9 protein-coding genes are annotated in these 6,945 nt (G+C 66.2%); 5 read left to right on the forward strand and 4 right to left on the reverse strand.

Translation table 11 applies throughout. The annotated features are described in order from the left end of the window. A partial coding sequence (locus tag PGX04_RS03135) for a DUF8054 domain-containing protein (protein WP_465263787.1) occupies positions 1-240 on the forward strand: 240 nt, incomplete at its 5' end. On the opposite strand, the gene fdhF is transcribed toward PGX04_RS03135, so the two are convergent. Beyond that, a complete protein-coding gene (fdhF, locus tag PGX04_RS03140; protein ID WP_273737178.1) occupies positions 227-2,458 on the reverse strand; it encodes a formate dehydrogenase subunit alpha in 2,232 nt (743 codons plus the stop codon). The genes PGX04_RS03135 and fdhF overlap by 14 nt on opposite strands. A 273-nt stretch (positions 2,459-2,731) precedes the next feature. On the opposite strand from fdhF, the gene PGX04_RS03145 reads away from it, so the two are divergent. Both PGX04_RS03145 and PGX04_RS03150 read left to right on the forward strand, forming a co-directional pair. Further along, on the forward strand, positions 2,732-3,286 hold the full coding sequence (locus PGX04_RS03145; RefSeq protein WP_273737179.1) for a hypothetical protein: 555 nt from the start codon (positions 2,732-2,734) through the stop codon (positions 3,284-3,286). 80 nt (positions 3,287-3,366) lie between these two features. After that, a complete protein-coding gene (locus PGX04_RS03150) occupies positions 3,367-4,005 on the forward strand; it encodes a molybdenum cofactor guanylyltransferase (protein ID WP_273737180.1) in 639 nt (212 codons plus the stop codon). A gap of 6 nt (positions 4,006-4,011) precedes the next feature. Here PGX04_RS03150 and yqeC read toward each other — a convergent pair whose 3' ends face one another. Further along, on the reverse strand, positions 4,012-4,761 hold the full coding sequence (yqeC, locus tag PGX04_RS03155) for a selenium cofactor biosynthesis protein YqeC (RefSeq protein WP_273737181.1): 750 nt from the start codon (positions 4,759-4,761) through the stop codon (positions 4,012-4,014). A 136-nt stretch (positions 4,762-4,897) separates the two neighbouring features. On the opposite strand from yqeC, the gene PGX04_RS03160 reads away from it, so the two are divergent. Next, positions 4,898-5,092 (forward strand): NADPH-dependent FMN reductase family protein, encoded by a 195-nt coding sequence (locus PGX04_RS03160; RefSeq protein ID WP_273737182.1) that lies wholly within the window; start codon positions 4,898-4,900, stop codon positions 5,090-5,092. Positions 5,093-5,103: 11 nt separating this feature from the next. Here the strand turns inward: PGX04_RS03160 and PGX04_RS03165 are convergent, their stop codons facing one another. Together PGX04_RS03165 and PGX04_RS03170 are read right to left on the reverse strand one after the other, a co-directional pair. Continuing rightward, positions 5,104-5,946: a beta-keto acid cleavage family enzyme gene (locus tag PGX04_RS03165; protein ID WP_273737183.1), complete on the reverse strand. Its 843-nt coding sequence runs from the start codon at positions 5,944-5,946 to the stop codon at positions 5,104-5,106. Next, the gene (locus PGX04_RS03170) at positions 5,943-6,197 is read right to left on the reverse strand and encodes a hypothetical protein (protein WP_273737184.1); all 255 of its coding nucleotides are present in this window, start codon (positions 6,195-6,197) and stop codon (positions 5,943-5,945) included. Before PGX04_RS03170 ends, PGX04_RS03165 begins: the two co-directional genes overlap by 4 nt. A gap of 154 nt (positions 6,198-6,351) precedes the next feature. Between PGX04_RS03170 and PGX04_RS03175 the strand changes: the two genes are divergently transcribed. After that, positions 6,352-6,945 (forward strand): VOC family protein (locus PGX04_RS03175; protein ID WP_273737185.1); only part of this gene is annotated, 594 nt, incomplete at its 3' end.

The raw sequence follows: 6,945 nt of genomic DNA on the forward strand, positions 1-6,945 counted from the left end.
CGACGCGAACACTGTCCGGCCTGTGGCGAGAGGGTGACGACGACGGCCGAGCGCCTCGAGCACTGCTGTCGTCGACCCCGCGTCGGCATTCGGTCCGTCTGCGAGGCGTGCGATCGGCCGCTCGTCGAACTCGTCGTTTCCGAGTCGAGCGCCGACCCGTGGCTCGAGTTGGCCGGCGTGACGGCCGCGGACGACTCGCCGTCCGAAACGGAGGGATCGACGCGCGTCAGTCGTCAGTAGCCGCTGGATCGGCGGTCTCGCCGAGGGGTTCGATATCGACGTCGATTTCGGCGGCGGCGGCCTTGTACTCTGGAATCTTCGACCGCTCGTCGAGCACGTGATTCGTGAGCTTGTTCGCCGAGGCGGCCGCGAAGTGCGGCGTCGTCCAGACGACGCCCTCCTTGGTGTCCTCGGTCACGTGCGCCTCGAGCGTGATCTCGCCCCGTCTCGAACGGAGCCGGACGTACTCGTCGTCTTCGATGCCGTAGCGCTCGGCGTCGGTGGGGTGGACGTCGACGAAGTTCTCCGGGGTCTGCTTGTTGAGCGTCGGCGATCGCGTGCTCATCGTCCCGGTGTTGTAGTGTTCCTCGAGCCGGGCGGTCGTGAGGATCAGCGGGTACTCGTCGTCGGGCGTCTCGGCCGGGGGCTGGTGGGCGACGCCCTCGATGTGGCCGCGCCCGCTCTCGGTGTCGAACTCGTGCTCGTAGAGGAAGGGGTCGCCCTCGTCGCCGGGTTCGTAGCAGGGCCAGTGGAGCCCCTCCTCGCCCAGCAGGTCGTAGGTCATCCCGTGGTAGCTCGGACAGACCTGCCGGAGTTCCTCGAAGATTTCCTCGGGGTCCTCGAAGTCAAATTTTCCGCCGGACGGAGTCCGGCTCTCCGCGGAACCCCGTTCCTCGCTCTCACCAAACAGGCGCGTCCCGATCTCGCTCAGGATCTCGCGGTCGTGTTTGGTGTTCTCGTGGACTTTCCCGACGCCGCGCATCCGCTGGACGCGCCGATCGGTGTTGGTGACGGTGCCGCCGCGTTCGGCCCAGGTCGTCGCCGGCAGGATCACGTCGGCGTACTCCGCGGTTTCGGTCGGGAAGATGTCCTGGACGACCGTGAACTCGAGGTCCGCGAGCCGCTCGGCGACGGCGTTGGCGTCGGGTTCGCTCATCACGGGGTTCTCGCCCATGACGTAGAGTCCCTTGATCGAGTCCCCGGCCTCGTAGGAGATTTCGACGTTCGTGAGCCCGGGTTCGTCCGGGATTTCGAAGCCCCAGACCTCCTCGACGGACTCGCGGGCCTCGTCGTCGTCGACTAACTGGTAGCCCGGCAGGACGTTCGGCATCGCGCCGACGTCGCAGGTTCCCTGGACGTTGTTCTGGCCGCGCAGCGGGTTGACCCCCGTGCCGGGTCGCCCGAGGTTGCCCGTGATCAGCGCCAGATTGATCTCGTTCTGGACGTTGTCGACGCCGCAGGCGTGCTGGCTCATCCCCATGCCGGTGAAGATGGCCGCGTTGTTCGCCATTGCGTACTTCTCCGCGGCCAGTTCGATCGCTTCCAGTGGCACGCCACACTCCTCGGCCGCGGCTTCCTTGTCGAAGTCCTCGAGCGTCTCTCTGAGGTGTTCGAACCCCTCCGTGCGCTCCTCGATGAACACCTCGTCGATCCAGCCCTCGTAGGGGTTTTCGTCGTGCTTCTCGAGGATCGTCTTCAGGACGATGTTGAGAAGCGGGATGTCGGTCCCGGGATTCAGCTGCAAGTGCTGGTGTCGGTCGGTGTCGTCGATCTGGAACGACCGCGTCGTCTTGTTCGCGTGGGGGTCGACCTGGATGACGGTCGCGCCCTCGAGGATGGCCTGCCGGAAGTACTGGCTGTTGGCGATCGGGTGTTGTTCGCCCGGATTCGCCCCCTGAATCCAGAACACGTCGGCCTCCTCGCGGAGGTCCTGCATGCTGTTTGTCATCGCTCCCGCGCCCAGACTCGTGCGTAGCGCCCAGACCGTCGAGGCGTGACACATTCGCGTACAGTTGTCGACGTTGTTGGTGCCGTACCGGCGGGCCAGCTTCTGGAGCAGGTAGTTCTCCTCGTTCATCACCTTCGAGGAACCGAAAAAGCCCATCGCGTCCGGGCCGTACTCGTCGCGAATCCGCTCGAGTTCGTCGACGATGTACTCGTAAGCCTCCTCCCAGGAGGCCTCGCGGAACTCCTCGTCGCCGAACGACGTTCGGCTGCCGGACGAGCTTTGCTCGTCGCTGTCTGCTTTGATCAGCGGGTTGGTGAGCCGGTCCTCGTGGTCGACGACCTCAGTCGCCGCTCCGCCTTTGATGCAGATGCGGCCCTCGTTGACCGGGGCGTCACCCCACGGCATGAACTGCACGTCGCCGGGCTCCTCGCCCGGCTGTACTTTAATTCCACACCCGACGCCACAGTACGGACAGATCGTCTTGATTGGTTCTTGGTTATCGCTTGACATCTGTGGTACCTCCAGGTGTCGCACCCGTTAGACCAACCCACTATCCGAGCATGCATGAGGTTTTCTACCATAGGAGCAGTACGTTGCAACGAGCGACTGCTCGGACAACGCGGAGCGCCGTCCGGAGCGAACGAACCGGACGAAGGAAGGATCCCTCCTCGCCACCAGTATGAGCAGAACGCTGGTCGTCAGTATCACCGGTTGCAACTCCGATTCCCGACGTCCTCATCGGTAGGGAAACGCTAACGGTCACGCGTGCGAAACCGTCACTCGATGGAGTTCACGCGGTCGCTCGTGGAATCCCAGGCGTGCGAGTATCGGGAGCGAGAGCCCCTGTACGCCGTCGAGGAGGAAACGCTCGAGACGCTCCCTGCAGCGTTCGAGTCGGGCGAATACGGCCGGCGGGACGCGGCCTGGGTCGTCAGGTGGTACTACCGGCGGTTCCTCGGCGACTATCCCGACGACGAGCGACGGGACGCAGAAGAGCGGTTCTGGACCAACGACTTCGAGGCCGTCAGAGACGCCATCGCCGACGCCGTCGACGCGAGCGACGCCGCCGCGGCAATCGACTCGCTGACCGCCCTCGAGGCGGTCGACGTCCCCGTCGCCTCGGCGTTTTGCATGTTTATCGACCCCGACGAGTACGTCGTCGTCGGTCCCCGCGAGTGGTCGACGCTCCGGGACGCGGACGAACTCTCTCACTCGTATCCGAATCCGCCGTCGGTTTCGCAGTACGAGACCTACCTCGAGCACTGTCGCTCGCTCGCTGACCGATTCGACTGCGACCTCTGGACGGTGTACCGCGCGCTCTGGCGGCTGTCGGATTGAGCGATGAACGCGGTTGCAGTCGCATTCACTCCGTTCAATGCGACCGCGCACTTTTCCTATCGCTCGACCAACGGTCGACCATGTCCCAGGAAACTCGCCGAACCGAGCGAGCGGGCGTCGTTCTCGCTGGCGGCTACTCGACCCGCTTCGGCGAGGCGGACAAGGCCGTCGTCGACCTCGCCAGCACACCGATGATCCGCCGCGTCGTCGACCGGATCAACCCGACCGTCGACGAGATCGTCGTCAACTGCCGAGACGAGCAGCTCCCGGCGATACGAACGGCGCTCGAGGGCGGACCCGACGCGTCATTCGCGGTCGATCCGATCCCCGACCGCGGACCGATGGCGGGGATCATGACCGGACTCGGCGAGGCGACGGCGGAGTACGCCGTCGTCGTCGCCTGCGACATGCCCTTCGTCGAGCCAGCCCTCGTCGACCACCTTTTCGACCGGGCGGCTGGACACGAGGCCGCGGTGCCGCGGCTCGAGGACCAGTGGTTTCAGACGACGCAGGCGGTCTATCAGCCCTCGGCGATGATCGACGCCTGCGAGCGCGCCCTCGAGCGCGACGAGCGCAGAGTCGTCGAGCCCCTGCTGGACCTCGACTACGTCGTCGTCGACGAGGACGAGGTTCGCGAGTACGCGCCGCTCGAGACGTTCGAGAACGTCAACACCCGCGAGGAGTTCGAAGCGGCGCTCGAGCGTCTCGAGGAGAAATAAGTCCGGCTAGCGCTCGAACACGTCGACCACCGGGTCGTCCGCGAGCATCCGCGCCGAGACGACTCGCGTCACGACCGGCGCTCGCTCGAGCAACTCCCGTCCGATATCCTCCGCGACATCCCGCATCTCGGCGTCATCGACCTTGTTGAGTAACGGGACGACCGTCGCACCGTCCGGAACAGCCGTCAGCCCGCCGTGCTCGCTCGCGATTACTCGAGCGACGTCTTCGGGCCCGATTGCGTCGCCGCGATCGAGCCCGGTGATCGCCGCCACTCGCTCCGGCCGGTGGACGTGATCGGCCGAGAGCGGCTTTCCAACGGCCTGCACGCTCGCGATCGGGACGACGGTGTCGACGTGGTCGGGAAGTTGCGGTTCGCGCTCGTTCGGTGCCTTGAACTCTCGCGTCCGCGCACCGTCGGCCTTGACGAGAACGAGATCGGCGACGCCGGCCGCCGCGATATCGTCGACGATTTCGGGATCGTACCCCGCGTACCGGTCTTCTCCCTCCCGCTCCGGGACGACGCCGAGGGGCCACGCGTCCGCTCGCTCGAGCGCCGCGACCGGGTCGTCGGTCACGACGACTTCCTCGACGTGTCGATCGAAGATCGGGATCCGAACCGTCGCCGTCACGACCGCTCGCAGGGATCGATCGCGGGCGGCGCGTGCGGCCAGTGCGTAGAGCGTTGTCTTCTTGCCGCCCGCACCGACGACGGCGACGACACCGGACTCAGCTCGGAGCGCCTCGAGAACGTCCATACCGGACCTACTACCGGACCCGGCTAATCGTTTGGGTCCGTGGCCCCGCGGCCGTCGCTCGAGTCCGCCGCAGCGAGGGCGGGTTCCGTCCCTGCTCTTTTATCGGCTCTAAGGCGTACTGAAACGGAGAGCGACGATGGGTTCGATTCTCGTGAGCTACGGTAGCGGTGAGGGGCAGACGGCGACGGTCGCCGATCGAATCGGCGACGTGCTTGCCGACCGCGGGCATGATGCCACCGCGACGAATATCGACGAGGTTCCGGCGGACTTCGTCGCGTTCGTCGAGGGTCGGCTTTGCGTGCGGCCGCCCGAAATGGCTAGCGGAAACTGACTGCCTCAGTACTACAGCCCGAGTATCTCCCGCGCCTGCGCCGGTGTCGCGACCTCACGACCCAGTTCCGCCGCGACGCGGACGACGCGTTCGACCAGTTGTGCGTTGCTCTCGGCGAGTTCCCCCCGCCGGTAGTAGACGTTGTCCTCGAGCCCGACGCGAACGTGCCCGCCGAACAAGAGCCCCATCGTCGCGAAGGGCAACTGGTGGCGACCGAAGCCGAGCGTGTTGAACAGCGCCCCGTCGGGAAGGTTGTCGATCGCGTTCAGGAAGTTTCGCGGCCGGGGCGGAGTCAGCGTTCCGGGGCCGAAGATCAGCGTCGCGTACACCGGCTCGGCGAGGTCCCGACGCTCGAGCAGGCCGCGGACCTCGTTCAGATGGCCGTCGTTGAACACCTCGAGTTCGGGTTTGATGCCGCGGTCGACCATCTCCGCGTGGAGCGAGTTGACCAGTCCGCGGGTGTTCTCGCTGGTGAGGTGGTCGTAGCGGTTCAGCGGGCCCATGTCGAGCGAAGCCATCTCCGGTGCGGGATCGGTTCGCAGGGGGAAGTGACGGTCCGCATCGGGCGCGCCCGTGCCGCCGGTGGAGTGCTGGATAATCACGTCGTCCGCGTAGCGTCGAATGGCGTCGTCGATCTCCTGAAAGCGCTCAGTTGCGAAGCTCCGCTCGCCGTTCGGTCGGCGCGCGTGGACGTGGACGACGGCGGCTCCGGCGGCCTCGGCCTCGGCTGCTGCCTTCCCGATCTCCGCTGGCGTCTCCGGGATGTGGGGCGACGTTTCCTTGCCTTGCACGCCGCCGGTCAGCGCCGCCGTGACGATCGCCGGTTCGCCGGCGAGGAAGTCCTGATAGGTCACGCGTCCTCACCTCCCGTTTCGTCCGCGCCGGTAGCCTCACCGACGTCCGCCGCGGTGTCGGCATCGTCGGCGTGCTCGCGGTAGATTTCGCAGTCGCGGTCGTGTGCGAGGTCGTAGCGGTCGGTACAGATATCGGCTCGCATCGGCTGGACGAACCGATCGGCCGCCGTGCAGTACGCTCGCGCTTCGTCGAACGGGTCGCGGTCAGGATCGTCGGACCCGTCCCGGTACTCGAGATATGGACAGCTCATACGTGTCGTTACGTCCGTGGGGTGTTAACAGTCGCTGTTGGTTCGGCCACTCTCGAGGTGCCAACTCGAGCAGGTGCCCGACCAGTAACCCGCGCGTCCCCCGGTGACGCGAACGCGAGCAAACGATTCAAGCGGGGAGTCCCTAGGAACGGTAATGTCACCGAACACACCCGGACTCCACCACGTCACGGCGATCGCTGGCGACCCGCAGGCGAACGCCGACTTCTACGTCGGCACGCTCGGCCTGCGATTCGTCAAGCGGACCGTCAACCACGACGACACGGGCACGTACCACTTCTACTTCGGCGACGGCGAGGGCTCGCCCGGAACGAACATAACCTTCTTCCCGTGGACCGACCAGGGTCGCGAGGGGCAGTTCGGAGCCGGGCAAACCCGGACGACTGCCTACGGAATTCCCGCCTCGTCGGTCGCCTACTGGCGCGACCGCCTCGAGTCCGCCGGCGTCGACTACGCGGAGGAATCGCGGTTCGACGAGACCGTCCTCCAGTTTTCGGATCCGGACGGGATCGGACTCGAGCTGGTGGCGAGCGAGGCGCTACGCGCTTCGGGCCAGGTGAACGGCGACGCCGCGAACGACGACACCGAGTTCGACGCGACACCGTGGGGCGAGAGCCCGGTGCCGACCGAACACCAACTTCGGGGCTTCTACAGCGTCACGCTGGCGGTCGACCAGTTCGGCCCCACGGAAACGATCCTGACCGACGTGCTGGGGTACGCTCTCGAGGCC

This window comes from Natrinema soli, assembly GCF_028618695.1.

Coding starts and splice junctions, on each gene's coding strand:
- fdhF (WP_273737178.1), bottom strand. CDS start 2,458: ATGTCAAGCGATAACCAAGAACCAATCAAGACGATCTGTCCGTACTGT.
- PGX04_RS03145 (WP_273737179.1), top strand. CDS start 2,732: ATGGAGTTCACGCGGTCGCTCGTGGAATCCCAGGCGTGCGAGTATCGG.
- PGX04_RS03150 (WP_273737180.1), top strand. CDS start 3,367: ATGTCCCAGGAAACTCGCCGAACCGAGCGAGCGGGCGTCGTTCTCGCT.
- yqeC (WP_273737181.1), bottom strand. CDS start 4,761: ATGGACGTTCTCGAGGCGCTCCGAGCTGAGTCCGGTGTCGTCGCCGTC.
- PGX04_RS03160 (WP_273737182.1), top strand. CDS start 4,898: ATGGGTTCGATTCTCGTGAGCTACGGTAGCGGTGAGGGGCAGACGGCG.
- PGX04_RS03170 (WP_273737184.1), bottom strand. CDS start 6,197: ATGAGCTGTCCATATCTCGAGTACCGGGACGGGTCCGACGATCCTGAC.